Here is a 27000-nt window from a genome sequence, read left to right on the forward strand (position 1 = left end):
TAGTTTATTCCTATAGACAGAATCTCCTTTGTAAGGATTTGAGATGTTGTCCTATTTGAAGTTGAAAAAAATACTTCAATATAGTTTAATCCTACATAGGAAATGCAATAAGGGTATAGGAAATCAGAAGGAAATTAAAAACAAAAAATGGTCTTGACTTGACTTATTTTTTACAGAGGTCTTTAAAATTACATAGGGGATATAGCACCGTTCGGTACTCCAAAAGTATATAATAATTTATTATATAATCAGAAATCAAGAATAATATTTCGAAAATTCTGACTATTATACAGTTTTTACCCCCAACTGCTATTGGATGAGCTACTTGCATTGTAAAAAGGCAATAGGGTAGATTTGATAATTTAATACAGAAGCCAGGTGCCTAGGTTTACCTCTTTCGTTTCTTATGTACTATATCAGGTGTTTTTATAAAATTACTTTTCGCGAATTGCCGGGGCCATCAGGCAGGGTGGAAATTTGTGTTGAAGATCTGTTGTCAGAGCGGATAATCACAAGAAGAATTTAAAATCCTTCAGCCTTACACTTCTCCAATCTATCTGAAAACTATTATTTTTACCCAATCAAAACCAAATTAGGAGAATAAACAATAACTGAAGTGGGAAAGGTCAAAAAGAAGCAAGAAAAGGAAACACCTTTAATGAAACAATACAATGCTATTAAAGCCAAACATCCTGGCGCATTGTTATTGTTCAGGGTGGGGGATTTTTATGAAACATTTGGCGAGGATGCCGTCACTACCAGTAAAATTCTGGATATTGTATTGACCAAGCGCTCAAACGGTTCGGCTTCCGCAGTAGAACTGGCCGGCTTTCCCCACCATGCTTTGGACACCTACCTCCCCAAATTAATTCGGGCGGGACAAAGGGTGGCCATCTGTGACCAGTTGGAAGATCCCAAATCGGTAAAAGGTATTGTGAAACGAGGAGTGACTGAGTTGGTAACTCCGGGAGTTTCATTCAACGACAATGTCTTAAATGTTAAATCCAATAATTACCTTGCCGCTGTTCACTTTAGTAAAGACCGCTTGGGAGTGGCCTTTTTGGATATTTCCACCGGAGAATTCTTGACCGCCCAAGGTACTTTGCAATATGTTGAAAAGTTAGTACAAAGTTTTGCTCCTTCCGAACTATTGTATTGTCGTACACAACAAGACCCTTTTCAAGAACATTTTGCGACTGATTATAATAACTTTCGCTTGGATGATTGGGTATTTACCTATGATTACGGGTATGAAAAGTTGACCAATCATTTTCAAACTTCTACCTTGAAAGGGTTTGGCATCGAAAGCTTGCAAGAAGGTATTGTTGCTGCCGGGGCGATTTTATATTACTTAGAAGTGACCGAACATCATGAAACCAAGCATATATCCAAGGTGTCTCGCATCGATGAGGAGAAATATGTCTGGTTGGATAAATTCACCATCCGGAACCTGGAGTTGATTTATCCCCAACACGATGGGGGGGTGCCTTTGGTTTCCATTTTAGATCATTGCTCTACACCTATGGGAGCCCGTATGATAAAAAAGTGGATTGTATTGCCATTGCGTTCAAAAGCTGCCATTGAAGAACGGCATCAGGTAGTGCAGTATTTTTTGGAACAAGAAGAGTTGATGGATGATGTGAATCAACATTTACAGCAAATTGGCGATTTGGAAAGGTTGATTTCGAAAGTTGCCGTGGGAAGAATTAATCCCCGTGAGTTGATTCAGCTAAAAAAAGCCCTGCAACATTGTATTCCTATCAAAGAATTGTTAAGCACTTGTAAGGCTTCCGAAATTCAAAAAATTGCCGAACAACTGAATCCGTGTGAGTTTTTGATTGATAAAATCAATAAGGAAATCAAAGAAGAGGCGCCTTTGAATGCCACACAGGGAAACTTGGTAAAGGATGGAGTGGATGAAGAGTTGGATGAATTGCGAAAAATTGCTTTTTCCGGGAAGGACTATTTGCTGCAGCTACAACAGAGAGAAACGGAAAAAACGGGAATATCATCCTTAAAGATCGCATACAATAAAGTGTTTGGGTATTACCTTGAAGTGCGTAATGTGCATAAAGATAAAGTACCTGAGGGTTGGATCCGTAAGCAAACTTTGGTTAATGCCGAACGCTATGTCACGGAAGAGTTGAAATCGTATGAGGAAAAAATACTCAATGCAGAAGAAAAGATTTATGTGATCGAACATCGAATTTTTCAAGAACTGATCCGGGCAGCAGCGGATTTTGTAATGCAGATTCAGCAAAATGCACAGGTTATCGCTTCTTTGGACTGCCTTCTCTCTTTTGCCGCCATAGCCCTGAAAAATAATTATTGCCGCCCTGGCATCAGTGAAAGTAGCACTTTGATGATTAAAGACGGAAGGCATCCGGTTATTGAACAACAGTTGCCTATCGGTGAAGAATATGTGCCGAATGACATCAAGTTGGATGATACCGAACAACAGGTGCTAATTATCACCGGGCCCAATATGGCGGGGAAATCTGCCTTGTTAAGGCAAACGGCTTTGATTGTGTTGTTAGGTCAGATTGGTTCGTTTGTTCCGGCTACCGAAGCACATATAGGCTTGGTAGACAAAATCTTTACCCGTGTGGGAGCATCAGACAATCTATCTAAAGGAGAATCAACTTTTATGGTAGAAATGACGGAAACCGCCAGTATCCTGAATAACCTGAGTAACCGCAGCTTAATCCTCATGGATGAAATTGGCCGGGGAACCAGCACATACGATGGTATTTCGATTGCCTGGTCTATTGTTGAGTATTTGCATAACCACCCACAAGCGAAAGCTAAGACCTTGTTTGCCACACACTATCATGAATTGAATCAATTAGCTGAAGATTTGCCCCGGGTGAAAAACTTTAATGTTTCGGTAAAAGAGATCGGAAATAAGGTTGTATTTTTAAGAAAGTTAAAGGAAGGGGGGAGTGAGCATAGTTTTGGAATTCATGTAGCGCAAATGGCGGGAATGCCGAATAAGGTGGTGATTCGCTCCAATGAGATTTTACATCATTTGGAAAAAGATAAAATCAAAGACAAACGTAAACACAGGATGAATGAGGTGCCGAAAGAAAATTACCAGTTAAATCTTTTTGAACCCAATGATCCGAATTACAAACAGGTAAAGGAATTGTTAAAGAAACTGGATATCAATACCATCGCTCCGGTGGAGGCATTGTTAAAATTAAATGAATTGAAAAGTCTTATGGACAACTAAGTCGTTTTACCATCAGATGTTAATGTCTTGTCCTATTATTTCGAATAGTAATTTCACTTATAATGAAGATAGAGGAAGCCATCAAGCAAAAGAAATTTGAAAGTGAACGGCAAAAAGCCGTCATTAATTTAATGTACACAAACAGTTGGCTTTCAAGTGTACACACAAAATGTTTAAAACCCTTTGGTATTTCTATCCAGCAATTTAATGTTTTGAGAATCTTGAGAGGGCAATATCCTAAACCCTGTACTTTAAGTTTGGTACAGGAAAGGATGTTGGATAAGTCCTCTAATGCGACACGGCTGGTAGAGAAATTACGGTTAAAAGGCTTGGTGGAACGAAACCTGTGCGAATCAAACCGGAGGCAAGTGGACATCCTGATTACCGAAGAAGGGTTGATACTATTGAAAAAAGCCAGCAAAGTAATGCACGATGTTACAGAAGCAATGCCTCTTAATGACTTGGAAGCAATCCAGCTTAACAAACTTTTAGAAAAAATGAGAGGCCTGTAAGCTACCTAAAAGTAAGCTAATATTTTACCCTTCAAAGGCATCGGTATCCTTTGGGATACTACTGTGGCCCCCTATGTAAGATGCCTTTGGTTTCCTCCCTTCTCGACTCCTTCATTGAAAAAAAGTGTACCAAAAAATAACTATTTATTACTTAGGATAGTTTTATGAATATCTTGCTTTTCCCAAGGCCCTGAAATAAGGTTTTTTTTAAAATAAAAGTTTGCTTGTATCTGATAATCAGTTAAATATATTGTTTTTCAATTCTTCTGTATGAGCTTTTTTATATTGTATATTTCGCATGTTGAGAGAAATATACATGTTCTCTACCACTGAATATGATTTGTTTAAGGAGTGATTTATTTATAAAGACAGAAGAAAATACTTATTAAATGATTACAAATCAAGGAGGTAAATAAACTAATTAATGTAGCATGACCGCTATTTAAGTACAAACCTATTTTGAACTATTACAAGAATATAAAGGGATTGGAGGGGTAAATACGTTTACTTTTTGCAAAGGTAAAAAGAAGCATACATGAATAGGGCGAAATCCGAAAGATGTACAAAGAAACTTGAGGGGAATTAACAAGCTAAAATGCTGTAGTGTATCGGTGAAATCTAGCAACATTTATTTTGAAATTTCGTTGGATCAACAGTAAATTTATCTGTATTTTTAGATTTATATTGCATATGATTTTGATAAAATATTAATATACAATAAATCATTAATTTACATTTTGAGTGCATTATAATTTAAAATATTACAGTAAATTAGGCATAAGTTATTTCAGTAAAACAATTATCCATTAATATTACCTAGTGAATTTACGTTTTTTACCCTTAAAAAAGTAACAAAATGAGTGAGTTAGTAACATCAACTACCCTACTAGATGAGACGTATGTTGAAATTTTCATCGATAGTGAAAATAAAGTAATTGTGGCCCGTTGGAAAGGCTTCCTTAAGTCGGACCAAATGGAAAAGGGCATGAATACGCTTATTAATAATATCTCAAAAAAGGGAATTACCAAACATCTAAGCGATCATACTGAATTAAAAGTGCTTTCTTCTGATTTACAGAAACGCTTAGTAGAAGATGGCCTTCCTGCTTTTGAAAGAGTAGGGATTACAAAATTAGCGGTGAAAACAGCTGATGATATTTTTGCTGTGGCAACCGTAGAAAAAGTAAATAATACGACTCAAATTGGTAAGATGACTATTAAATCATTCAACACGGACCAACAGTGTCTTGATTGGTTGAATGAGTAACAGTTCAGTTTTATTTCTCGTATATTAACATTCATGAAATCTGACTGTACGAGTTAGGTAAGGGGTTGGGTTAACAATCCTCCCAACTCCTTATAATTTAACTAGACTATCATATAAGTTCAATTATTGGCATGGCCAATACTTTATTACGGATATAGTTAATAACCTAAGCTAAAGGCAATATATATGTGCTCAACAAGTGCATATTCCGTAATTACATTATGTCTTATATCTTCTGTTTAATTGAGAATTATTCTCAACCAATCATCTTCCAAGAAACAATCCGAGTTACCTATTGACTTATCTGAATAAGTTCAATATAACTTATCTATAGGTTAGTTGTAACTATCTGATTTGCAATAATTTATTGTTATTGCACCCGGGTGAGTATTGCCCAAAATTTACTTGGATTTCTTTGAGGATATGTTTGTAAACTAAATTTCAACATCAGTCACATTTGGTATATACCAGATTGACTCTTAGCTATCTTAACCGAATAATTTAAACCCTATGGAAGTTGTTAAGTCAATTATCTCTCCAGTCGATAGACAAGCCACAGACCTGAAGGTTTGCAGTATGGATCCTCTATCTTTTGATAAGTATTTAAAAAAAGTAGGCCAACTAAATCAAGCCAAAGATGTAAATGGATTAGCAGAACTCTTGTACCAAGTACTCCCTACACCTGCTGCTTTGGAGCACTATTCCTTTGAAGAAGCAGCCGCAGCCATGCGTGATTTGGGAATTTTGCTTGGGTCTATCAAACGCCATGGCGTGGAACCGGTTTGGTTGGTACCTGAAATTGAGTTTGTATTGGAAATTTTGGGACACAAAAACAATCTTCCCCCGCGCGATACACTTATCCACTATACACTTTGGAATCCCGATGGTAAAAGGATGAGGAGCTATACACAAGAGCCGGATGAATTGCATTTGATTCATAGCGTGAAAAAATCCACCGGGCCTTTGATGGATGCAATCTATAATATGAGAAACTTGCATCAAATTTCTCTTAAAAACCCCAAGTTCAGTGATTATGCCAAACAGGCACACGAAGGTTTTAAAAGTATGATTGATGGGGTCGTTCATGCAAAGCGCTTTGTTTCTCCAGCGTTTTTTGCCAATGAATTACGCTACTATTATGACCCAATTCATTTATTAGGTAAAGATTGGATCGGTCCGGGTGCCGTAGAAATGCCGGTTTTTGTATTTGATCATCTCTTATGGGGTAGTGATTGCGATGACCCCGCATATGAAGAATTCCGGCAAACGTATTTACCCTATATTTTACCTGAGTTTAGAAAGATTTTCAAAGAATATGAAAATAAGTGGAGTTTACTTTTGAAGCTTTTGACATATGTGGAAAACAAAAAACTCAATGATACGGAATTGGCTAATATCAAAGAAGTCTTGAAAATCTGTACATTGTTGAAAAGCTTCCGGATGCCGCATAAAAAATTGGCGGAAGATTCTTATAAAGAGGAAAATAATCCCGGACGAAGCAAGGGAAGTGGAGGTTACTCTACGGATATCTTAGTACATATTATCAAATTATGTAATGCCAAATCAAACCGTTTGAAGGAAGCTTTGGAAAAGTATCAATCAGTGGAGTTATAATATTCCCGTATGATTAAGTAAAAGCTAATGGTATCACTGAAGTTGGATACTTGAAATGCCAGCGGCCAAATAAAACCAATCCCAATGGATGAAATAACGTTCAATTGGGATTGGTTCTTTTTTTAATATTTAGCCTCAATGAATTATAAAAAGAAGAATTTACGATTTTAAAAAAAGTAGACGGCAAAAAAAGCGTCAGCAAACAGAGTTGCTGACGCTTAAATTCCTAGAATCAATTAATAGTTTGTTATTGTTCTTGCTCTGGCTTTAACACTGCTTGCACATAATTTTTAAAATTGAAATACCTTTTTGCAGCTTTTTTTACACTTTTAGCAGTGACTTTCTTCAAGTTTTTTTCATAATCCAGTACACTTTCAGGATTAAACGCATTGCGATAAGCGCTTTGTAATACGCCCATCCAATAGCCATTTTTCTTCAAGTTTTCTTTCCACTGGCGTATCCATGCTTTTTTTACTTTTTCAAGATCTTCAGCACTTGGCCCTTCTTTTTGGAGTTTTTTCATTTCTATAAATGTGGCAGCAACTAGTTCATCCACATTTTCCGGTGCGCAACCAAAGGATACTGAAAAGGAATAATTTTCATAAGGTCGCTTACTCAGTCCCCCACCAGCTCCGGCTCCGTAGACTCCACTTTTTTCCTCTCGTAAACTTTCTGTTAAGCGGATGGTTAAGATCTCTCCCAAAGCTTGCATATCCCGTGCAGCTTCCCGGCTATACGGTGCCTTTCCGGTAAACATAAGTCTAACCGTACTTTTTTCTTCTTTTCCTTTTTTATATTCCTGGGAAATAACTCCTTTGGGAGGGCGTATACCTTCGTCTTTCCATGTTTCCTGGCGCTTCAGATTAGGTAGACTTCCCAAATAAGTTTCTACTAAAGGGATTAATGTTGACTCATCCAAATTCCCCACAAAAAAGAAGGTGAAATCACTGGCATCCGCAAAGCGTTCCTGATAAAAAGTAATGGCTTTGTCCAGGTTGATTTTGTCCAAGTCTTCTACTGTGGGATAGCCTCCACCTCTTGGATGATTTTGGGACATTAACTTTGCCAACTGATCATTGTAATAGGCTTGAGGGTCGACCAATGCATTTTTTAAATAAGCCTTGTATTTATTAATAAACGACTGAGCTGACTCTTGATCTTTGCGAGGAGCAGTGAAATATAAATGAACTAATTGCAAAGCCGTTTCCAGGTCTTTAGGGGAAGCATTACCCGAAATTCCCTCTTCTAAAGTATTGATGTAAGGTGCTACTCCCACTACTTTTCCTGCCAAGAGTTTTCGGAGATCGATTGGAGAAAAATCTTTGACTCCCCCTTCACGCACCAGCGTATTTGCATACACAGCCGATTGGTAGTTATCATCTTCACTTAACGATGTTCCTCCTTGGCTAAAAGCCGAAAAACTGATCTGATCATTTTTAAAATCAGTAGCTTTCAGTACTACTTTTATGCCGTTTGAAAGGGTAATTTCTTTGACATCAATACGTTCATATACCTTTTCACTCAGCACTTTTCCCGCTTTAGGCGTTGCTTCCATTAAAGCAGTAGCCGTAAGCTTGTCTTCATAAGGTGTGATGTTTTCTTTTTCCACCTCCTCAATCAGTTTTAATAATTGAGTTTCATCTGGCAAGTGGGCTTTTTCTTTTTCCGGAGCAGTAACAATAAGCACCCGGTTTTGCTCTGTCATCCACTTTTTGGGCAAGGCATTTATTTCCTCTAATTGAATAGTGGGTAATAAATTCTTTACGGTTTCGTATTGATACGCAATACCGGGAATCGGGCTCTCTTTCAAAAAGTGATTCATGTATTGAGACAAATAGCTACCGGAGAAAGCCTTGTCCCTTTCTTTGAAAGAGCGTTCATAACTTACCAACAATTGCTTTTTAGTACGTTCCAACTCACTGTTGGTAAAGCCATGTTGTTTTACCCGCTCGTTTTCACGAACCAACGCCTTTAAACCTTTTTCCAGTTCTCCTTCTTTAATAGTTGCGAAACCTTGGTAGGCATTTTTATCTGCAAGCATATTTCCATAATAGCTTCCCCCTCCTAAAAATGGTGGCTTGGCCGATTTGCTCAATTCGGTAAACCTGGCACTGATCATGGAATTGTACAGGGAGTGCACCAAATTTCTACGGAAATCAGCTACTGTCTTTGTTTTATTTTGTTCATGTTTATAAATGAGTTGTACCTGGGTGATGCTAGCTTCTTTGTCAGTAGCTATACTGACCAGCGTACCTTCGTTATCCGGAATATCGTAATAAGTACGTTTTTTCGGGTTTTCCGGTCCGGCAATTCTTCCGAAGTGTTGCTTGATTTTTTCTTCGATTTTGGCGAGGTCCCAATCTCCTACGGCAATGACAGCCATCAGATCCGGACGGTACCAATCTCGGTAAAAAGTTTTTACCTCCTCGTATGGGAAATTCCGGATAACCTCCATTTTGCCAATCGGCAATCTTTGGGCATAGCGTGAACCTTTCAGCAAGACCGGGAAATACTGATCTCGCATACGTTGTTGGGCTCCTCTGCGCAAACGCCATTCTTCTTCTACCACACCTCTTTCTTTATCAATTTCTTCATGTTCAAAAGAGACGTTATGTGCCCAGTCTTCCAAAATCTGGAAGCCGTTTTCAATATACTCCTCTTTATCAGTGGGGATGGGTAACATGAAAACCGTCTCATCAAAGCTGGTATAAGCATTCAAATCAGCTCCGAATTTAATCCCGATCGATTCCAGATAGTCTACTAATTCATTTTTTTCAAAGTTTTTAGTTCCATTAAAGCACATATGCTCAATGAAATGGGCCAAACCAAGTTGTTTTTCATTTTCCAGAATTGAACCGGCTTTTAATACCAATCGCAGCTCCAGTTTATTTTCTGGTTTTTTGTTTTCACGGATGTAATATGTCAATCCGTTGTCCAGTTGTCCGATTTTCACCTTCTCATCTACAGGTAACTTTTCCTGGAGTGAAGGTTGGGCATAGCCCCAGTTGACTAATCCGATAATTAATAATGTTACTAAACGGGTTGTGTTAAACATTTTTAGTTGATTTTGTTAAGTTTATCCGTAATGGCTTATGAAAGCATAAGCCTCAGGTAATTAATTTGTAATTATAGATGATTGTAGGTCATTCATCAAAATTTATCGGACAAGAGGGAAACAATCTGGATAAGCGGGATCAAAAAATAGAGAGGAAAATCTTTCATAATTTATGCTTGTACAAGAGGGGAAAATCGCTGTTTTTAGAAAGTAGGGTTATGTTCGTGCAGTTGGTGAAGAGGTTTTCAAAATTGAATTTCTAGAATAGACAGGAGATGAACACCATTGGCCAGGTAAAGGGATAACTACTCTAATTTTTTTATAACTTCATACAATACTTGATCACGACTATACCGGCTTTTGTTGGTATGGTGAGGGAAATTGTTCAAACCCTCTTTGGCCAAGGCCAATGCCTGTACACGGTTTCCAGCCAAATAATGGATAATGGTTCCGGTAAATACATTGAAATAATAATGCTCAATGGCAAGAGATTGCTCGATGAGTGAGAGAGCTGAAGATAATTCCTGTGGATGTGTGACCGTAAAGTCTTTAAGGTTTAAATCCTGCATTTGAGTGTAATCCAAACTCGGTGCATTCAGTTTTTGATAAGCTTGGTTAGCCAAGTTAAATAAGGAATATACTTTTTCATCTTGGGTTTTCAGTTGATTCCACCATACTCCATTAGGGACGCTATAGGGAGCGTAAAGGGCTTTTTTTCCTTCTTCTATGATTTCATCTGGTTTCCGGTAAGAGCCAATGAGGTGGACCAACTCTCCTTTAGGGTTAAAGAACAAAAAAGTAGGGTACAGATAAATATGAAACCGCTCTCCCATATCTATGCCGATACTACTGGTTTCATCCAGAACAATGTTGATAAAGTTTTGATTGTAAAATTTTCCTACTTCAGGTTGGATGAAAACTTCCTTTTTCATCAATTGGCAATACCCACAGTAGACTCCATATTCTACAAACAAGTATTTATTTTCGGTTTGTGCTTTTTGTAAAGCAGTGAAGAAGTCACTCTTTTCAAATTTCACACTTTGCGCATAACTAAGGGATACGGTTGTATATACTACGATAAATAAGAGGAGATGCAGGGATTTCATAGTTAGTCTTGTGGGTAAACTAAGGGAAATGATAGTATTCACAGGTATAACCTTTCATATATTAGAGATGAAAGGTTATAACTTATGAAGTCAAGGATGAATAATTTTCCAGTCCTTTGAAGTTAATTGTTTTTTTGAATTTTTTCAAGATGGACTAACAGAAGAGGTAAGCTTCTTCCGGTGCTCTCCGATACTTTTTCACTGTGTAAGAGAGCACCCATTTTCTGATAAAAAGGAAGAGCAAAAGGATCACTTTGAATGAACATTTGTGTAAAGCCCCGTTGGCGGGTTTGTTGTAGGGCATGCTTGAACAAGCGCTTGCCTAATCCTTGTCCGATAAATGGAGGATCTATAAAAAACAGGGTCAATTCTACCTCCTGTTCAGAAAGAGGAGAAAACATATAAAACCCGGCTATTTGCAAAGTATGCTCTATTACAAACACCTGATTCAGCCGTATTTCTGCTGTTTTTACTTGTAATTCAGGGGCACAACGTTGTAAAAAGGCATCGTCATACCCCCAATGTGCTTTAGACCTGCTAGCCAGTTGGGTAAGTAATTCGGCTTCTTTGAGTGTAGCACTTCGAATAGACATGCGACTTGAAAATTTTTTAATTGAGATGACTGAGATAATCAAAAAATCTTCTCAAAAGCTCCTATCCATTTAACATCCGGACCATATGCAAGGTCTCTGAAGCTATTTTTAAGTTGTGTTCAGTAGCCATTTTTTTATGATTAATCAAATCAATAATGGTTCCGACCATACAAAGCCCTGCAGTGAAAAAATGAAGAATTCCCATACCGATTTGTCCGATCATAAAGCGTTGGACTCCTGCAAAACCGAATAAACCTACGATGCTACCAATGAGTAAATTGTCACTTCTGACTCTTTTGCCACTATAAATGGAAATAAAAGTCTGTAATTCTGATTCTGTAAGTTCTTCTGTAAGATTTTGCAGATAAATTAATTCCTCACCTTCAATGCCCGGTAGCATTCTAATAAGATTATGGTTCATAGGGTTTGTATTTAAAGTTGTTTTTTAAAAGTGTTATAATCCTTTGGATGATTATAATTACGGCAAAAATTCCTAAAGGGTGGTGTTCAAAAGATGTTTTAAGGTCGAAATGTAAAAGATAATGGAGTGAACGACCTAATCCGCAACCCGGGCAAAAGTCGAATCCCAAATGGTAAAAGGGACAAATGGAAAAATGACTTTCTCCTATAGGCAGTATAAATAATACGATTAAACCACCACTCCAAAACAATAACTCAAGGTGATGATATACAAAATTCTTTATAAATCCCATCGCTCAAAAGGGGCATTTTTCAAAAGAAAACACAACATACTAGGTATTTTCATTATTTCCAATTTTTCTTGAAATTCGGGACTATCGGAATGTAAATAAAACCAACGGGACAAAGGATATTGGATGGAGTGGGTTTCGGTTTGAATTGAACCGGCTTGTTATCTCCTTTATTAGTTATACACCATTCTTCAATTTTTGTTTTCTTCCTTTCATCATTTACTTAGGAGTTCGGTGAGCTACATCTTGGAATATTTCAATGGAAGAAATCGAGTCTTATTTGCTTTGATTTATCTTTAACTACTACTTCCGAAGCAGAATTTTTTATCTAATTTTCAATAAATCATAGATTTATTTACAAATCTGCATCATGCTTTCTCCGTAGAATAAGAGTATTTGAAAAAATACGGGGATTTTTTGAGGAATTAAATCTTTTATCTTTACTCACTGTTACCCTAATACAATTTGAGCCTAATCCCTTCAACCATGAGTAATACAAAGTTCTTTGCAAGTATCCTCCTTTCAGCCTTGTTTGGTGGTCTAATAGCGGTTTATATTTTTCAGGCCTCTACCACAGATATACTCCCTTCTGAAAATATTGAAAATAAGCAAGATGTAGTTCTTTCCAAGTACCTTTCGGCTTGGGAGAATGAAACGTCCGACTATACCGTCCCGGAAGGGCTTAACTTCGTGACGGCGGCCGAGAAAGTAACTCCGGCCGTAGTGCATATTAAAACCTATTACGATGGGTTGGCAAACGATTACGGGAAACATTCGGTAGAGGATTTGTTCAGAAAGTTTTTTGGGGATGAAGGTGGTGGATATTACGGAGACCGTGGCTTACGAATGTCTTCCGGATCGGGAGTCATCATTACCGATGACGGTTATATCGCTACGAATAACCATGTGATTGACAATGCCCAGCATATAGAAGTCGTGCTAAATGATAAAAGAAGTTTCAAGGCTAAAGTAGTTGGAACTGATCCTTCTACTGATTTAGCGTTGATCAAAATCAAAGAAAAACAGCTGCCTTTTATTCCTTTTGGGGATTCAGACAATGTTAAAATCGGACAGTGGGTGCTGGCGGTTGGCAATCCATTTGACTTGACTTCTACCGTTACGGCAGGAATTATCAGTGGAAAAGCCCGGAATATTAATATCCTTCGAAGCCGGGATAACCTTTCCATTGAATCTTTTATACAAACGGATGCAGCAGTGAATCCGGGGAATAGTGGGGGAGCCTTGGTGGATTTGAATGGAAACCTGATCGGGATTAATACGGCCATTGCTACCACCACAGGAACGTATAGTGGATATTCATTTGCTGTTCCGGTGTCCCTGGTTAAAAAAGTAATGAATGATTTGTCTGAATTTGGAGAAGTGCAAAGAGCATTGATGGGAGTTAGTATTCAAAATATTACGGCTCAGTTGGCCGATTACCGGGACCTGGAAACCATTGAAGGAGTGTATGTACTGGGAGTGACGCCTCATAGCGGGGCGGAAGAAGCAGGCCTACGGGAAGGTGATGTGATCATTACGATTAACGGAGTGGCAGTTAATATGACTTCAGAATTACAGGAATTAGTAGCCCGTAACAGTCCGGGTGACAAGATTAAGGTCGTGTATCGAAGAAATGGTAAAACAAATACGGTTACTGTCATATTAAAGAATAAACAAAACAATACGAAGATTGTCCAAACCCCGGTGATTCCGGAAGGAAAAGTAGAAACTCCAGAAGAAACAGTAATGGGGGCCGTTTTGGAAGAATTGTCCGAAGCGGATAAAGAAACTTTAAACGTGGAAGAAGGTATCCGGGTGAAATCTTTGGATGAGGGAATGCTTAAATCTACCCGTATGGAAGAAGGGTTTATCATTACACATATTGACAAGGTCCGGGTTTCTTCTTTAAAGGATTTTAAAGAGAAACTTCAAAATCTTGAATCGGGAGTCATTATTGAAGGAGTTTATCCGGATGGTCAAAAAGCATTTTATGGCTTGGGGTATTAAAAAAAAGAAAGTTTGAAATGAATAAAACGTTTGTTTTCTATAAGATCTTAGATGAAAGGCTGCCTTTTTGAGCAGCTTTTTTTGTACAGAAAAATCGATTACATGGATTAATTAATACATATACACATCGAATATCTTTCTACAGTAATTATTTTTGTAAAAACTAAACGACTAAAATTCAGTACAGTGGACTTAAAGAAAACCACCCAACAAGTTATACAAATCAGCAAAGAAGTCAGAAAATTTATTATTTCTGAATTTAATCGCTTTGATGCAGATGCGGTCGAATATAAAGGGCTTAATGATTTGGTATCCTATGTGGATAAGGAATCGGAAAAGCAATTGGTTAAGGGTTTGGGAGAGATTTTGCCGGAGGCCGGATTTATAGCTGAAGAAGGCACAGGATCGCGCAATGCCTCAGGGTATAATTGGATCATCGACCCTTTGGATGGTACGACTAATTTTATTCACGGGCTACCGGTTTTTGCAATTTCCATTGCGCTGATGAGCCCTGAGGAAGAGATCCTGATCGGAGTTGTTCATGATGTATGTCAGGACCACTGTTATTGGGCTGCGAAGGGGGAAGGCGCCTACCGCAATGATACTGTTATTAACGTGTCTTCAGAAGCTTCTTTGTCTAAAAGTCTTATCGCTACAGGCTTTCCCTACTATGCATTCGAAAAAATGCCATTGTATATAAAAGTCTTAGAGGAATTGATGCAAAAAACACATGGTTTAAGACGTATGGGGGCTGCTGCCATTGACTTAGCCTTTGTTGCTTGTGGACGTTTCGAATCTTTCTTTGAATACAACCTTAAACCTTGGGATGTAGCGGCCGGAATCTTATTGGTAAAAGAAGCAGGAGGAGTAGTAAGTGACTTTAAAAACGGAAATAATTGTATCTTTGGTAAAGAAATTATCGCTTCCGGGCATGTTCATCAAGATATGCAGGAAATCATAGCGCGTAATTTTTATCAATAGTGATGGTAGGGTTTTTAGGATAAAAAGAAAAAGTATACCGTAACCTATTGTGCCGGCTACCTTGTTTTTTATCCATTGTCCGTTGACAAATGTCACATGACTGTTAATATAATAAAACACATCTAAACATCTAATGAATATGGAAATAGGGCAAGCATTACCTGTAGAGAAGGTAAAACAATCGAGATTACCACAAGTAGATTTCAACAACATTCCTTTTGGGAAGATTTACTCAGACCATATGCTTGTGGCCGAGTTCAAAAACGGCCAATGGGATGGAGGCAAAATCATTCCTTTTGGAGATTTACCTCTGAGTCCAGCCACTTCCACAATCCACTATGGCCAATCCATCTTCGAAGGATTAAAAGCGTATAAAAGCGAGACAGAAGACAAAGTTTTGTTGTTCCGTCCGGATGAAAACTTCAAACGTTTTAATGAGTCCGCTACCCGCTTGTGTATGCCACATGTGCCAGAAGAAGTTTTTATGGACGGCCTGTTTCAATTAGTAAATTTAGATCGCGAATGGGTTCCGAATACGCCGGGCTGTAGTTTGTATATTCGTCCGTTCATGTTTGCGGCCGATGCTTATTTGGGTTTAAAACCTTCCGATTCTTATAAGTTTTTGATCATTACTTCTCCGGTGGGGGATTACTATGCAGAGCCGGTACGAGTGAAAATTGAGCGGCATTATACCCGGGCAGCCAAAGGAGGAACCGGATATGCCAAATGTGCCGGAAATTATGCAGCTTCTATTTACCCGGCAAAACTGGCCCAGGAGAAAGGATATCACCAATTGCTTTGGACAGATGGCGCCAAACATGAGTTTATTGAGGAAGCAGGGAGTATGAACGTTATGTTCGTCATTGGCGACAAATTAATCACTGCTCCGGCCGGCGATTCTATCTTACACGGGATTACTCGTAAAACGGTCTTAACCTTGGCAAAGGAGTGGGGAATGGAGGTAGAAGAACGACCTGTGGAGGTGAAAGAAGTACTTGAAGCCGTTAAGAATGGCACCTTAAAAGAAGCTTTTGGAACCGGAACAGCCGCTACAATTGCACACATCATTGCCATTGGTGATGATGGTACGGATTATGAACTTCCTGCAATCGAAACCCGAGAGTTTTCCAATAAAGTATTGAAAGAATTGACCGGTATCCAGCGAGGTAATAAAGAAGATGCCCACAACTGGATTTTCAAAATATAACGTATGGATAAAGGAAGGAATGATTCATTGCTAATCTTCCTTCCAATATGATTGTTCAACCCTCTGTGAGTTTTACTTCTCCGGAGGGATTTTTTATGGTAAAATACCAAACCCAACCTATAAAGAATACTTGCAGGGGTACTCTGAACCATAGGTAAGCAGAACCCGGCCCATTCAAATTTGCCTCTTGAATGTTCACATGATTAAGAGCAGCCAAGATATTTGCCGGAAAGATCAAGAAAAAGAAGATGATCAACATCCACCCCGTCAGCCGTTGCGTTGAGGGCATTAATAAACCAATAGCAGAAAGGATCTCCAATATTCCGGTAGTATATACAACTTCTATTTTGAAAGGTAGCCACTCCGGAAGCATAAGTGCCATCCCTTCGGCCATAGGGAAATGTGATATCCCGGTCATTAAAAGCATGCATGCCATGGCAATACGTCCTGAAAGGGAGAGCGTGAGTCGAGGAAAGTGGCCTACCTTTTTGGCCAGAAACAATATCAGAAAAACGGTCAATAAGCAAATTAATGGTTTCATGATTTCTTTTTCTGACAAAGCAACGAAGTATTTTCACCCCAAAAAATAACCTGGGTTAGGAAAATGTTAGAAGATTGCTATGCTTCTTTATTTCTTAATTTTCTTCTGATACGACTTAGACTTTCCGGGAGAATGCCTAAATACGATGCGAGATATTTGATAGGGATAGCTTGTACCAAACGGGGGTTTTTGTTCAATAGATTCTGATAACGTTGATCCGCTGACAGGCTTAAGAGTTCTATTTCCCTTTGGGTTTTCCGGACATACATTGCCTCTGCGATTCGCCGGCCAATGCGTTCACTGGTTTTGGATTGATCATACATTTTGTGGATTTGTTGATAATGAATCCGGAGAACTTCGGTAGGCAAAATGGTTGTAATTTGCACTCTGGAAGGTCGCCGGGTTAGAAAGGAAGAATAAGAGGTGACAAATTCATTTTCAAAACAAAAGTCCAGGCCGTGTTCTTTCCCTTCTAGTAAATAGTACACCCGGACTAAACCTTTACTGATAAAATATAGATAATTTTCCACCTGATCGAAAGAAGTAAGAATCTCCTGTTTTGAAAATGACCGTTGCTCCCATTGTTGGGCAAATTCTAACCATTGAGGGTTTTCAACCTTGGTGATCTGAAAAAGGCTTTGTTTCAGGCGTTGTAAAGAATTTTCCATATATCCAAAGAAAAGGGATTTGGAGGATAATGAAAACAAGGAAGCCGCTCTATTCTTCGGTAAAAGCGGCTTCCTTACTCTTATCTTCTAAAGGTTGCTATCCCAGTTGTTCTTTTTCTTTTCTCATTTTTTCTCTGGCTTCGGCCAATGTCTTTGAGTATTTGATATGGTGAGGAACCCCCTTTAAATCCCAAACCAAGCCCAATACTGAAAAAGTTTTCAATACATAGTAGGTGATGTCGATTTCCCACCAGAAGAACCCGTTGCGGGAAGCTACTTGATAGTAGTGGTGATTATTATGCCACCCTTCTCCCAAGGTTACCAAGGCCAGTACCAAGCTGTTTTTCGACTCATCTCCTGTATTGTAGCGGGCTTTTCCGAATTTGTGCATGATAGAGTTGATGCTAAACGTACCATGGTATAAAAGCACGGTACTTAGAAAGAAGCCTATCAATAAACTTGACCAACCTTGTGTGAAAATCTGGGCAAAACTGCCATCGCCATTTACAAAGCCTCCTACGAGGAAGATGACTATGGCCAATAGGGTGGGAGGTACCAAGTAATGCTTGTCAATCCAACGAATCTCGGAATGCTTGGCAAAATCTTGAATTACCCCAAAGTTGGTTTCTTTAAAATCGGGTCCGATAATCCAGCCAATATGTGAATACCAGAAGCCATACCATTTCATGGAATGAGGATCTTCCGGGGTATCGCTGTGCTTATGGTGGTGGCGATGATGTGCGGCCCACCACAGAACTCCTTTTTGCGCGGAGGTTTCTGCCATAAACGCAATGAAAAACTGAAAGGGCCGGGATGTCTTGTAGGATCGGTGTGAAAAGTATCGATGATACCCTCCGGTAACAAAAAACATCCTGATAAAATACAGTGAGATACAAACAATCCAATCAAACAGGGTGGCTCCTGTCCAGATTGCTGCCAGCGGTACTAAGTGCATCAAAATCATCCCGATTTCTTGCTTGAGAAGGGGCTTGCTACGTACTTGTTTTTGTGGGGCTGCCTCAGCTGTTTGAGTCATAAAAGCTTTTGGTGTTTCTGAAAAAAAGTTTTGACAAAAATAATCAAGGATTTTCTATTTTCTTGGTAAACAAGGTTTTTTCAAAACTGTTTAACATTTTTCTTCCGAGTGATGCTCAACTATCTATTAACAAAGTCCCCATTGTACCATAGGTAAATATTCAAAGAAGGGGAGATAGAAGAGTTTTACCCCCGGTAAAGTAACATTGTATAGTAATACCCAAAAAGCCCGAATAAAAACAATGAAAAAAGGAGGTAAAGCTCTGAAAAACACCTTTTTCACAAAAAAACTGAAAGCATTAACGTAATAAATGTTAACCGATGAATCAAGTTTTCTGAATCTCGTTAAATTTGTTAGATAGCAGTCAAACTGTTTATCTTACTTACTATAATTACCCAAACTAACCTTATTCAACATCAGTAGTTTATCCCCTAATTATGGCTCAAGGTACGCGCCATAATCAGTGGGGCTTGCTGACTATTGTATTAACGAACCGCTTTCCTTGATAAAGAATTGAACCGACAATCCTTGGCACATTTTGAAGATCACTAACAACGCTAATGATTTAATCAGTACTTTACCATGAAAAAGATAATCCTATCTTTATTATTACTTTTTTTTCAGATTTGTATTCTTTCTGCCCAACCTTCTGATCAATTTCAAAAGGTAGAGATTGTTTCGGGTTTAAAAAATGCAGTAGATTTCAGTTTCCTACCTGATGGACGTATATTGTTATTAGACCGCTTCGGGGAAGTGATCCTGTACAAAGCGGATTTGCAAACGACCGTGACAGCGGCTCTTATTCCCGTGTACCATGAATTGGAAGACGGCTTGCTTGGGATCGAACCCGACCCCAATTTCCAAAGCACACAACATGTATTTGTACATTACTCTCCACTAGACAAATCGGTGAACCGGGTTTCAAGGTTTACAATGGTAGGAGATGTTTTTGACATGGATTCCGAAGTAGTACTGTTGGAATGGGGAGTACAAAGGGAGAGTTGTTGCCATGCAGCGGGAGACATAGAGTTTGACAAAGACGGAAATTTATATATTGCCACCGGTGATAACACCAATCACACGGAGTATACGACCATTAACGAAACCGATAGTTTGTTCAGTGCGGAACGGACTTCTGCCAATACGATGGATATGCGGGGAAAAATTCTCCGGATTAAACCGGAGCCGGATGGAAGCTATTCGATCCCCCCCGGAAACCTTTTTCCCAACGGGCAGGGAGGGCTTCCGGAAATCTTTGTCATGGGAACCCGTAACCCTTATTCTTTACATTCCGATGAAAAAACAGGTTGGTTGTTTTGGGGGGAAGTGGGACCGGATGCGGCTGAGCCCGACCCCTTAAAAGGCCCTTTAGGTTATGATGAAATTAACTTGGTAAAAGAAGCCGGGAACTTGGGTTGGCCTTATTTGTCTGGAAAAAATAAACCCTATTGGAATCCCTATGAAAATAAATGGTACGATGCCAATGCCCCGAAAAACCATTCGAAGTGGAATACCGGTGCAGAAGACCTGCCTGTTGCGGAGCCTGCCTGGATGGAAATTCCCAGTGAATGTCATATGGTAGGACAACGCTATTACTACGATCCGGAAGTGGTGGATGATAAAAAACTTCCGATCGAATTTGACGGAGCATTTTTTTATTTTGACTTTAATACACATTGGCATAATGGAAAAAAAGTCAGTATGGCTTGGGTGGTTAAAATGGACGATACAGGAAATATTATTTCCAATGATCTATGGAACCCCACCAAAATTTATGGACAGGGATTTATCCGGATGAAAATCGGCCCTGACGACCACTTGTATATTTTGGAATACGGAACCGGTTGTTGTGATCATAATTCAGGAACAGGTGTATTGGTGCGTTTGGATTACGTAGGCGTTAATTCCAATTTGTCCCCGATTGCCAAAATCAGTGCGGACAATGTAGCGGGATCATTGCCTCTGACCGTGAATTTTTCCAGTGAAGGAAGTTACGATCCGGATGGCCCGGTGAACGACTTGAGCTACGAATGGGATTTTGATTCGGATGGTAATGTAGATGCCACCCATGCTAATCCTCAACATACCTATACCGTTGCCGGAAAATATACGGCAAAATTGAAGGTGAAAGACAAGAATGACGGAGAAAGTGTGAAGCTCTTGACCATTCATGCCGGGAATAACTTTGCGGAATTTACATTCGATTACCCCACCGATGGGGCTTTTTTTACCTGGAACGAGAATATTCCCATCAAAGTAGCGGTAAGCGATGTGGAAGATGGTTCGACCAGTGGAGGGGAAATCAATTGTAGTGATGTGAGCATTGTCCCTTCTTTGGGGCATTTGGATCATACTCACGATGACAATACGATTAACGATTGCGAAGGAGAATACCTGGTGGCATCCGGAGATCATGACATTGACGGAGGAGATGATTTGTATTTTGTCTTTTATGTGAATTATACCGATCAGGATAACTTGACCTCATATGATCAGGTAATAGTGCATCCCAAACGACAAGAGTTGGAATTTTATAATGAACAAAGCGGGGTGAGATTACTTAATAATACTGATCCTTGGGTAGGGGGATTGAAAGTGGTGAGGGCATCTCATAATTCTTATGTGATGTTGGAAGAGCGTAATTTGTTCAACATGAACAGTGCCACATTCCGGGTGGCTTCCGTATATGATGGTGGAACAGTGGAGCTACGGGCTGACAGTGAACACGGAACCTTGTTGGCTTCAGCCAATGTGCCGAATACAGGAAGTACGGATGTTTGGGAAAATATAACGGTGCCAGTTACCGACCCGGGCGGCAAACACAATCTGTATTTTGTCTTTAAAAATAACTCCGTTGCTGATAATATCTTTGATATCAACTATGTGGAATTTAGCGGTTCCGGGGTTTCACAAGACAATGTGCCTCCGGGTATTATCGAAGTAGTGGGAAAAAGCCGGACCAATATTCATGTCCGGTACTGGGAACCGGTGGATAAAAATACTGCGGAAACACTTGGCAATTATGCTATTAATAATGGCTTGACTTTACAAGCTGCGGCCTTGCAAGCAGATGGCAAAACGGTTATTTTGACAACTACGGAAATGGGTGATGAAGAGAGCTACACCTTGACGGTCAATAATATTAAAGATTTTGCCAACAATGTCATTCCTGCCAATACCCAAAAATCTTTTATCTATAACAAGCCAATGACCCCCTTGATCAGAATTAACTCTGGAGGCTTGGCCGGTAATTTTAACGGGGAAGAGTGGGTCGCCGATCAATACTATTCAGGTGTGGATAAAACGTATTCCAACATCATTGATATTCAAGAAACCAACAAAGACGAACTGTATCAAACCGAACGGTGGGGGGATTTCTCTTACAATATCCCAGTACCTATAGCCGGGGAATACCGGGTAGTATTACATTTTGCCGAATTGTACCATGGCGTGGAAAACGAAAATGGTGAAGGCGAAAGGGTATTTAATGTAGAGATTGAAAACGGGCAGGCAACGTTATCAAATTTTGATATTTTATCAGAAACAGCACCGGCTACAGCACTGATCAAAACCTTCAACAATATTCAGGTCAGTGATGGAATATTGAATATCTCATTTAATAAGTTGGTAAATAACCCGAAGCTTTCGGGAGTGGAAGTGTATGGAGATAAAAGTATATTGAATCCTCCATCAGTTACGATTTTATCGCCTGAATACGGCAGTTATGTACTTCCGGATTTTGAGCTGACTTATGAAATCGAAAATTGGGAAGTGAAAAAAGGTGGTACACACTATCACTGGATCATTGATGGCTTGAATATGGGCGGAGTCTATCAGAATGGCCCCATTGCTTTTAAGGATATGGAATTGGGAGAACATACCATTCGCCTGGAATTGTACAATGCCAACCATACCGGAACCGGAATATATGATGATGTGAAAGTTCATGTGGTAGAGCAGTTGCCAACTTCAATTTTTATAGATAGTCCGGAAGAGAACAGTACAACAAACAGTAGCTTTGATGTTGCCTTTACCGTTCATAGTTTCACAATGCCCGATGAGGGGTATATCCAATGGTCATTGGATAATGGAGCGGAAACCGGTAGCCATTCCAATACGAATCCTATTAGTTTTTCCAATATTAGCCAAGGAGAACATACACTGAAGTTAGAATTAATGAATGTGGATGGGACCAGTACCGGACAAAGTGATATTGTACAGTTTGAAGTAATCCCCGAGCTAGCCATCGGCCATTGGAATGAAGGAGATGAAGCCGAACATCACCGGGTGGATGTGCCTAATGCAGTGTATAATGATAAATTATATGTCTTTGGAGGACTGGACCAAGTGACAGCCGGCCAACCGGTAGTGGAAGTTTCGGAAGCATTTGACCCCAGAGCGGCACTGGGTAACCAATGGATGGTAATGGCCACTATGCCTACTCCTGTTCACCATGCGATGGCTTTGGAAGCTGATGGGGAAATCTGGATTTTGTGTGGGTTTACGGAAAGTAACTGGGGGCCGGGCACCAACAAAGTCCAAATCTATCATCCGGAAACAAATACCTGGCGGGAAGGGCCTGAATATCCTCATGCCAGAGGTTCTGTCGGATTTGTGCGTTTAGGTCGCAAGTTACATGGTATCAGTGGGTTAAAAGGAGTAAGGCATGGGAGTGCCAATGTAGAAGTGAAAGATCACTATGTGTTGGACTTGGACAAACAGGAAGAAGGCTGGCAACCTGCCGCTGAAATTCCGGTAGGGAGAAACCATATTGCTACCATTGCCTTGGGCGGTAAGATTTATGCGATTGGAGGAGCGATTGGGCATGATGATGTACCACAGCCTTGGCAGGATCAAAGCCGGGTGGATATGTACGACCCTTATACGGATTCTTGGACAGAAGTAGCTTCTTTGCCTTTGGGTGTTTCTCATCATGAAAGTAGCTCTTTTGCCATGGATGGTAAGATTGTCGTAGTAGCCGGAAAAACCACCGGAAATTGGGCCGGTTTGGACGAAATCCGGGAATACAATCCGGATACAAATGAATGGAAGGTAGTAGGTGAGGTGCCTGTTTCTCGATTGAACCCAGCTTCCAAAGTAATTGGGGATACCTTAATCATTACAGAAGGAGGAGGTGCTATTAAAATAAAAAATACCTATTATACCAAAGTAACCCGCTACAAACGCTCTGAGCTAGGTTTTTGGCCGAAGCAAATGTCATTCCACTCTTCGGAAACCGAGAACGGCACGATCGAGAAGAATCTTATTTTGTGGACCTATACCGGAAATACCAGTTTCACTTTGGAAGACGATAACTTACCTGATTGGTTGACAGTAAATGTTCCGCAGTATCAAACCGGAATTCACGGAGCGGACATTGGCGTTACATTGGATACAACCGGAATGGCTCCCGGAAATTACAGTTATGCATTAAAGGCCGTAGCAGAAGGATATGATACCGCCACGATTTTTATCTCTATGGAAGTAGAAGATCCTTATGAACCCTCTATCTCCATTACCTCGCCCAAAGAAGGCAACACCACAGGTTTAAGTATGGAAGTGGCGTTTGAAGTGGAAAATTGGTACATTGGCATGGACAGCAGCCATATCAGTTGGGTATTGGAAGAGTTGAATACAAACAACGATGTATTGGATATGCAGACAGGCATGCATATGAGTACAGACCCCGTCTTATTTGAGGGATTGAAGCATGGCAGTAAATACCGGGTGCGTTTAGGGTTGATGAATGCAGATCATACCAGCGCCGGATATTTTGATGATGTCATTTTTATGGCCGAGGACCAATCGGGTTCCGTTCGTATCAATATAGGGGGAAGTGAGGTAGAAACGGTGAAAGGTATTTTTATGGCAGATAATTATTTTACTGGGGGTACTACCCATGTAAGTGATGTCACCATTGCCAATGCCACTGCCGAAATGCAGGAAGTCTATCAAACCGAACGTTGGGGAGAATTCAATTATGAAATTCCGGTGGAAAATGGCGCCTACAAACTGGTCTTGCATTTTGCCGAACTGTATTGGGGGGTAAAAACTCCCAACGGAGAAGGGAAAAGAATTTTTAATGTCACTCTGGAAGGAAATCAAGTATTGAGTAATTACGATATTGTGGCAGATGTAGGGCCTGCTACAGCGGTCGTTAAGAATTTTTATCTGGAAATCACTGATGGCACAGTGAATATTTCCACCCAAAGTATCGTAAACAATGCGAAAATATCTGCGATTGAAATTATAAAGTACGATGGCAGCGTGATTATTTCCAAGATAGATGATCAAAGTAGTTTTGAAAGTGAAAGCATTAATTTCCCAATCGTGGTACAAGGAGAAACTCCCCTGAACTTTATGGCCAATGGCTTGCCTCCGGGATTATCAATAAATGCTACTACCGGGCTTATCAATGGTACCATTCAAAACGATGCCTCAGAAGGAGGGCCTAATAATAATGGGATATATCCTATCGAAATTTTTGTGAGTAATGATAAAGGAACAGATATCGCTAAATTTACCTGGAGGGTTAACTTAGGACCCAAACCGGCCAATACAGTACTTTATCGCTTGAATGTAGGTGGTGGAACACTGAGTGCATTGGACAATCCGGAGCCCGATTGGCAGGAAGACTCCGAAGGACAACCTAGTGATTATCTGGTTTTCGTGACAGGAAAAACCTTTTCGGACAATGGAACGATCGACATGAGTCATGCATCTTTGCAGGGCTTGCAAGTACCGGCAAGTTTGTTTAATTCTGAGCGGTATGACAATACGGATGATGCTACAAATATTCAGTGGAGTTTTCCGGTGTACCCGGGGACGATTGTAAAAGTGAGAGTTTACTTTGCCGAGCTGTATGCGGGAATTACCCAACCAGGGCAAAGGGTATTTGATATTGAAGTAGAAGGAGTGGTTCCCAATGAATTTAATGACATTGATCCTTTCGAAATTGCGGGTAGTCGAGGAGGGTTTATGTTGGAAACGACAAGCCAGGTTTCCGCAGATGGCCTTCTGGATATTGCACTCTTGCATGATGTAATTGAAAATCCGAGTATTAAAGGAATTGAAATCATTGTCAGCGATTCTGATAATGTTCTCCCGGTTGCCAATGCCGGAAGTGATGTTCAGATGTATCTGCCGGAAAATAGTATTGTATTAATAGGCAGTGGGCAAGACAGTGATGGCAATATCGTAAGTTATGAGTGGAACCAACTCATGGGACCAACTTCCATCACCTTATCCGGTGAAAATACCGCTACCTTAACGGTAAGTGATATGGTGGAGGGAGTGTATGAGTTTGAATTGACAGTGACCGATGACAAAGGGGGGCAAGGAAAGGATAAAGTGACCGTAACGGTAATTGAACCGGTAGTATATGCTCCCGGAAATGTCAAGGCTACACAAGGTACCCTTCCTGAAAAAGTTGAAGTGAATTGGAATGCTTCTGCCAATGCGACTCACTATAAAATATACCGAGCTGAAGTGAACAGTTCATCCAGTGCCTCTGCCATTAGCAATTGGATAGAAGGCACTACGTATATGGACGAACCTGTAGAAGCCAATAAAAATTTCTATTATTTTGTGAAAGGCGCGACAGGGGAGAGCGGAGAAGAAGCCAGTGTATTCAGTACCGGAGCAATGGGATATGCGATGGAAGCCGACCGGGCCATGAGCCTGAAAGATACGTTGAATTTTGGGGATGTCGCGGTCAATGACACATCCACCAAGTTGCTAAAGGTGAAAAATGAAGGCAATGCTTCTATCAGTGTCAATGAAATTCTCTTTCCTGAAGGGTATTCGGGAAATTGGAATTCCGGGGTCATTGGGGTGGGTGAAACTGCAGAAATTACTATTGAGTTTGCTCCCATAGAACAAAAAGAATACAACGGTACGATTGAAATAGTATCCAATGCAGATGGAGCAGGGAAGATTACCGTCATCGGAAAAGGAGTAGGAGTGACCGCGATCAATTCTGACGATCTGGCAAAAGCGATTACGGTGTATCCAAATCCTTCCGAGGGAGAAGTGTACTTAAAAATTGAAAGTAGTACCCGGGGGGATCTGTCGGTAGAGGTAATGGATGTCAGTGGAAAAGTATTAACCCGAGAGACCATGAAAAAAGAAGGTGAGGTTTTGGAAAGAAAACTATCTGTCAGCCATTTGCCCAAAGGGATTTATCTGATTAAGATAGAATTGGAAAAGTACTTTACGGTGAAAAAGTTGATCCGAAATTAAAATTTTATCTCAGAAGTATTTCACTTGAAAAAATCCTGAGCCATCATTGTGTGGCTTGGGATTTTTTACTTTCGGATAACAATGTACATTTTATAACAGACTAGATTACAGTGCAGCAAGATCTTTATTCTGATTGTATGCACAACTGTTGTTTTTATGGGTTTTCGAGAGGTTCTTTTTTTATGCTTTTGTGAAGTGTTTTGAAATGTAAATATTTGATAATCAGATGG

The 27000-nt window shown here is 39.9% G+C and carries 16 protein-coding genes; 8 read left to right on the forward strand and 8 right to left on the reverse strand.

What is annotated here, in order from left to right; all coding sequences use genetic code 11:
• Positions 1-658 precede the first annotated feature (658 nt).
• The 4 genes from mutS (at position 659) to AAG747_RS07545 (ending at position 6625) form a co-directional block, all read left to right on the forward strand.
• Positions 659-3232, forward strand: coding sequence for a DNA mismatch repair protein MutS (gene mutS / locus AAG747_RS07530; RefSeq protein ID WP_346820538.1), 2574 nt, complete (start codon positions 659-661; stop codon positions 3230-3232).
• A gap of 62 nt (positions 3233-3294) precedes the next feature.
• Positions 3295-3744 carry a MarR family winged helix-turn-helix transcriptional regulator gene (locus AAG747_RS07535; protein ID WP_346820539.1) on the forward strand — a complete coding sequence of 150 codons (450 nt, stop codon included), beginning with the start codon at positions 3295-3297 and terminating at the stop codon, positions 3742-3744.
• 856 nt (positions 3745-4600) lie between these two features.
• On the forward strand, positions 4601-5011 hold the full coding sequence (locus AAG747_RS07540) for a hypothetical protein (RefSeq protein ID WP_346820540.1): 411 nt from the start codon (positions 4601-4603) through the stop codon (positions 5009-5011).
• Between the two features lie 510 nt (positions 5012-5521).
• Positions 5522-6625, forward strand: coding sequence for a monodechloroaminopyrrolnitrin synthase PrnB family protein (locus tag AAG747_RS07545; RefSeq protein WP_346820541.1), 1104 nt, complete (start codon positions 5522-5524; stop codon positions 6623-6625).
• Positions 6626-6872: 247 nt separating this feature from the next.
• Here the strand turns inward: AAG747_RS07545 and AAG747_RS07550 are convergent, their stop codons facing one another.
• The 5 genes from AAG747_RS07550 to AAG747_RS29200 form a co-directional block, all read right to left on the reverse strand.
• Positions 6873-9680, reverse strand: coding sequence for a M16 family metallopeptidase (locus AAG747_RS07550; RefSeq protein ID WP_346820542.1), 2808 nt, complete (start codon positions 9678-9680; stop codon positions 6873-6875).
• A gap of 305 nt (positions 9681-9985) precedes the next feature.
• Positions 9986-10786, reverse strand: a complete 801-nt coding sequence (locus AAG747_RS07555) for a thioredoxin family protein (protein ID WP_346820543.1) — start codon at positions 10784-10786, stop codon at positions 9986-9988.
• Between the two features lie 122 nt (positions 10787-10908).
• Positions 10909-11379, reverse strand: coding sequence for a GNAT family N-acetyltransferase (locus AAG747_RS07560; RefSeq protein WP_346820544.1), 471 nt, complete (start codon positions 11377-11379; stop codon positions 10909-10911).
• A gap of 61 nt (positions 11380-11440) precedes the next feature.
• A complete protein-coding gene (locus tag AAG747_RS07565) occupies positions 11441-11800 on the reverse strand; it encodes a TM2 domain-containing protein (protein ID WP_346820545.1) in 360 nt (119 codons plus the stop codon).
• Positions 11790-12092, reverse strand: coding sequence for a DUF2752 domain-containing protein (locus AAG747_RS29200; RefSeq protein WP_430300559.1), 303 nt, complete (start codon positions 12090-12092; stop codon positions 11790-11792). Before AAG747_RS29200 ends, AAG747_RS07565 begins: the two co-directional genes overlap by 11 nt.
• A 483-nt stretch (positions 12093-12575) precedes the next feature.
• Here AAG747_RS29200 and AAG747_RS07570 point away from each other — a divergent pair, with 483 nt between their 5' ends.
• From AAG747_RS07570 to AAG747_RS07580, 3 genes are all read left to right on the forward strand, one after another.
• Positions 12576-14096 carry a S1C family serine protease gene (locus tag AAG747_RS07570; RefSeq protein WP_346820546.1) on the forward strand — a complete coding sequence of 507 codons (1521 nt, stop codon included), beginning with the start codon at positions 12576-12578 and terminating at the stop codon, positions 14094-14096.
• Positions 14097-14282: 186 nt separating this feature from the next.
• The gene (locus tag AAG747_RS07575; RefSeq protein ID WP_346820547.1) at positions 14283-15077 is read left to right on the forward strand and encodes an inositol monophosphatase family protein; all 795 of its coding nucleotides are present in this window, start codon (positions 14283-14285) and stop codon (positions 15075-15077) included.
• Between the two features lie 139 nt (positions 15078-15216).
• Positions 15217-16284 (forward strand): branched-chain amino acid aminotransferase, encoded by a 1068-nt coding sequence (locus AAG747_RS07580; protein WP_346820548.1) that lies wholly within the window; start codon positions 15217-15219, stop codon positions 16282-16284.
• A 55-nt stretch (positions 16285-16339) separates the two neighbouring features.
• Here the strand turns inward: AAG747_RS07580 and AAG747_RS07585 are convergent, their stop codons facing one another.
• The 3 genes from AAG747_RS07585 to AAG747_RS07595 form a co-directional block, all read right to left on the reverse strand.
• Positions 16340-16825 (reverse strand): DoxX family protein, encoded by a 486-nt coding sequence (locus AAG747_RS07585; RefSeq protein WP_346820549.1) that lies wholly within the window; start codon positions 16823-16825, stop codon positions 16340-16342.
• Positions 16826-16902: 77 nt separating this feature from the next.
• Positions 16903-17493, reverse strand: coding sequence for a Crp/Fnr family transcriptional regulator (locus AAG747_RS07590; RefSeq protein WP_346820550.1), 591 nt, complete (start codon positions 17491-17493; stop codon positions 16903-16905).
• A gap of 97 nt (positions 17494-17590) precedes the next feature.
• Positions 17591-18529, reverse strand: a complete 939-nt coding sequence (locus AAG747_RS07595) for an acyl-CoA desaturase (RefSeq protein ID WP_346820551.1) — start codon at positions 18527-18529, stop codon at positions 17591-17593.
• Between the two features lie 582 nt (positions 18530-19111).
• Between AAG747_RS07595 and AAG747_RS07600 the strand changes: the two genes are divergently transcribed.
• Entirely contained in the window at positions 19112-26770 is a 7659-nt protein-coding gene (locus AAG747_RS07600; protein ID WP_346820552.1) for a malectin domain-containing carbohydrate-binding protein, read from the forward strand.
• Positions 26771-27000 lie beyond the last annotated feature (230 nt).

Source organism: Rapidithrix thailandica (assembly GCF_039710355.1).
Classification (GTDB): Bacteria; Bacteroidota; Bacteroidia; order Cytophagales; family Flammeovirgaceae; genus Rapidithrix; species Rapidithrix thailandica.

Bases quoted from the DNA above. Each gene is read 5' to 3' on its own strand.
- AAG747_RS07570 (WP_346820546.1), top strand. From the start codon at position 12,576: ATGAGTAATACAAAGTTCTTTGCAAGTATCCTCCTTTCAGCCTTGTTT.
- AAG747_RS07550 (WP_346820542.1), bottom strand. From the start codon at position 9,680: ATGTTTAACACAACCCGTTTAGTAACATTATTAATTATCGGATTAGTC.
- AAG747_RS07595 (WP_346820551.1), bottom strand. From the start codon at position 18,529: ATGACTCAAACAGCTGAGGCAGCCCCACAAAAACAAGTACGTAGCAAG.
- AAG747_RS07535 (WP_346820539.1), top strand. From the start codon at position 3,295: ATGAAGATAGAGGAAGCCATCAAGCAAAAGAAATTTGAAAGTGAACGG.
- AAG747_RS07585 (WP_346820549.1), bottom strand. From the start codon at position 16,825: ATGAAACCATTAATTTGCTTATTGACCGTTTTTCTGATATTGTTTCTG.
- AAG747_RS07600 (WP_346820552.1), top strand. From the start codon at position 19,112: ATGAAAAAGATAATCCTATCTTTATTATTACTTTTTTTTCAGATTTGT.
- mutS (WP_346820538.1), top strand. From the start codon at position 659: ATGAAACAATACAATGCTATTAAAGCCAAACATCCTGGCGCATTGTTA.
- AAG747_RS07540 (WP_346820540.1), top strand. From the start codon at position 4,601: ATGAGTGAGTTAGTAACATCAACTACCCTACTAGATGAGACGTATGTT.
- AAG747_RS07560 (WP_346820544.1), bottom strand. From the start codon at position 11,379: ATGTCTATTCGAAGTGCTACACTCAAAGAAGCCGAATTACTTACCCAA.
- AAG747_RS07555 (WP_346820543.1), bottom strand. From the start codon at position 10,786: ATGAAATCCCTGCATCTCCTCTTATTTATCGTAGTATATACAACCGTA.
- AAG747_RS07565 (WP_346820545.1), bottom strand. From the start codon at position 11,800: ATGAACCATAATCTTATTAGAATGCTACCGGGCATTGAAGGTGAGGAA.
- AAG747_RS29200 (WP_430300559.1), bottom strand. From the start codon at position 12,092: ATGGGATTTATAAAGAATTTTGTATATCATCACCTTGAGTTATTGTTT.
- AAG747_RS07580 (WP_346820548.1), top strand. From the start codon at position 15,217: ATGGAAATAGGGCAAGCATTACCTGTAGAGAAGGTAAAACAATCGAGA.
- AAG747_RS07545 (WP_346820541.1), top strand. From the start codon at position 5,522: ATGGAAGTTGTTAAGTCAATTATCTCTCCAGTCGATAGACAAGCCACA.
- AAG747_RS07590 (WP_346820550.1), bottom strand. From the start codon at position 17,493: ATGGAAAATTCTTTACAACGCCTGAAACAAAGCCTTTTTCAGATCACC.